Annotated in this window: 3 protein-coding genes; all 3 read left to right on the forward strand. The window is 65.8% G+C overall.

Annotation, left to right across the window (positions count from 1 at the left end; all coding sequences use genetic code 11):
- Positions 1–81 precede the first annotated feature (81 nt).
- The 3 genes from ACFPOB_RS29670 (at position 82) to tnpC (ending at position 2494) form a co-directional block, all read left to right on the forward strand.
- Positions 82–513: a transposase gene (locus ACFPOB_RS29670; protein WP_152012682.1), complete on the forward strand. Its 432-nt coding sequence runs from the start codon at positions 82–84 to the stop codon at positions 511–513.
- Positions 510–863, forward strand: a complete 354-nt coding sequence (gene tnpB / locus ACFPOB_RS29675) for an IS66 family insertion sequence element accessory protein TnpB (protein ID WP_152012681.1) — start codon at positions 510–512, stop codon at positions 861–863. Before ACFPOB_RS29670 ends, tnpB begins: the two co-directional genes overlap by 4 nt.
- Before the next feature lie 68 nt (positions 864–931).
- Complete coding sequence (gene tnpC, locus ACFPOB_RS29680; RefSeq protein WP_152012680.1) at positions 932–2494, forward strand: IS66 family transposase; 1563 nt, start codon at positions 932–934, stop codon at positions 2492–2494.
- Positions 2495–2514: the final 20 nt, after the last annotated feature.

Genomic DNA, 2514 nt, shown 5'->3' on the forward strand with positions numbered 1-2514 from the left:
GTAAGCGCCACGCCGGTCCCCTCGTGCGGTTCATGAGCTGTATGTGGCAGCATCCTCCGATTGGCGAGACGGAGGATCGGGATGGAAGCAGACGTGCAAATGGACGTCCAATTGGACGTCGCGACACCTGGCTACGTCGGGCGGCTTGAGGTTGTCGAGGGTCCGACGGGGCGGCGGCTTCGCACGGAGGGCGAAAGGGCCCGGATAGCGGCGGAGAGCCTGATGCCGGGGATGCAGGTTGCTGTGGTCGCTCGAAAGTACGGAACGACACGCTCGCAGGTGTATGATTGGCGGCGGCGCCTTCGTCTGGGAGAGCTGGTCCTTCCGGAGAGCGCGGAGCCGCTGTTCGCGCCGTTGCTGGTGGATGACGCGCAGTCGCCCCTGCTGCCGCCAAAGCCACCGAAATCGGCGGCGGCGAAGGTTGAGATCGTGGTTGGCGATGCGGTAATCCGAACGACGGTCGAGGTCGAGCAGTTGGTGCAGGTGATCCGTGCGGTGCGGGCCTCGCGATGATCGCGCCGAGTTCCGATCTGAAGATCTACGTGGCGACACGTCCGGTCGACTTCCGTCGTGGCCTTGATGGGCTGGCGGCGGCGGCGCAGGAGATGCTCGGCCTTGATCCCTACAGTGGTGCCGCCATCGTCTTCCGGGCCAAAAGGGCCGATCGGATCAAGATTTTGGTCTGGGATCGCACCGGACTGGTGCTGGTGCATAAGCGCCTGGAGGGCTCGAAGTTCGTCTGGCCCCAGCTTCGCGGCGGCGTGATGCGGATGTCGCCGGCGATGTTTGCGGCCTTGTTCGAGGGGCTGGATTGGCGCCTGGTGCGTCCCGAGCGGGTTCGGCGTCCGCAGCTTGCCGGGTGAGTGCGGCACACTGACTCAGGTCCGCGCCGGGCATGGCACTGCGGGCTGATCCATGCTCGAAATAGCCCATGAACGTCGCCGTTCTCCATGATGAGGTCGAGCGTCTGAAAGCCGAGCTGGCGCAGACGCAAGAGGCCCTGGCTCAGTCCGAGGAAGCGCGGCGGCGGCTGGAGAGTATCGTCAGCGACTTCCAGCGCGAGAAGTTCGGCGCCAGGTCTGAGAAGCTCTCCATCGAGCAATATCATCTGCCGCTGGAGGATGTCGAAATCGCCCAGGGCGTGCTCGATGCAGCCCATGAAAAGGCGCAGCAGATCATCAAGGGCCGTTCGGACGCCGGCGCGTCTCACCGCCGCAATCGCGGTCATCTGCCGGCCCATCTGCCGCGTGTCGAGCGGATCATCGAGCCGCAGAGCAGGCTGTGCCCGTGCGGCTGCGGCGAAATGGCCAGGATCGGCGAGGACGTCAGCGAGCGGCTGGACGTGGTCCCGGCGCAGTTGCGCGTGCTGGTCACCCGCCGCCCGAAATACGCATGCCGCCGCTGCTCGGGCGCGGTCGTGCAGGCTCATGCCCCCGAGCATGTGGTGCCGGGCGGCCTGCCGACCGAGGCGCTGATCGCCCAGGTTATCGTCGCCAAGTTCGGCGATCACTTGCCATTCTATCGACAGGCCGAGATCTACGCCCGCCAGGGCATCCGGCTGGATCGCGCGACCTTGGGCAACTGGGCTGGCCGGGCCTGCTTCCATCTCAAGCCCATCGCCGATCGCATGCGCCAGCATCTGGCCGCGGCGGATCGGTTGTTCATGGACGAGACCACCGCGCCGGTGCTCGATCCCGGGCGCGGAAAGGTTAGGAAGGGCTTCTTCTGGGCGATCGCGTCTGATGATCGCGGTCATGCCGGCCAGGGCCCGCCGATCGTGCTGTTCCACTATGCGCCAGGACGCAATGGCGAGCATGCCGAACGCTTCCTTCAGGGCTTCCGCGGGCAGTTCCTTCAGGTCGACGCCTACGAGGGCTATGATCGGCTGACCCGCCTGGAACGGCCGCAGGGGCCGTGGCGGCTCATCCATTGCTGGGCCCATCTACGCCGACGCTTCGTCAAGCTGGCGCGCAACACCAAATCGCCGATCGCCGAAGCGGCGATCCGCCAGATCGCGGCGCTCTATGCCATCGAGGCAACCGTGCGCGGGACAGCGCCGCAACTGCGGCTCGCCGCCCGGCGGGAGCATTCCGCGCCGATCATCGCCGCCCTCAAGCCGTGGTTCGAGAAGCAGTTGTCGATGATCTCTTCCGGCTCCAGGCTGGCCGAAGACATCCGCTATGGGCTCGCCCACTGGGAGGGGCTCACCCGCTTCCTCGACGATGGCCGCCTCGAGCTCGACACCAACCCGGTCGAAAACGCCATCCGCCCAATCTGCCTGACCCGGAAAAACGCCCTGTTCGCGGGCCACGAGGTCGGGGCGGAAAACTGGGCGCTGCTATCGTCCCTCGTCGCCACATGCAAGCTCAACGACGTCAATCCCGTCGCCTATATCGCTGAAACCCTCGACGCCATCATCAACGGCCACCCGCAAAGCGGCGTCGAAGATCTCATGCCGTGGCGCTTCCGGAAATCCTCAATCCCTAATCCATAGGGTGCTGGCGCGGCGCTTAC

This window comes from Allobosea eneae (genome assembly GCF_042657265.1).
Classification (GTDB): Bacteria; Pseudomonadota; Alphaproteobacteria; order Rhizobiales; family Beijerinckiaceae; genus Allobosea; species Allobosea eneae.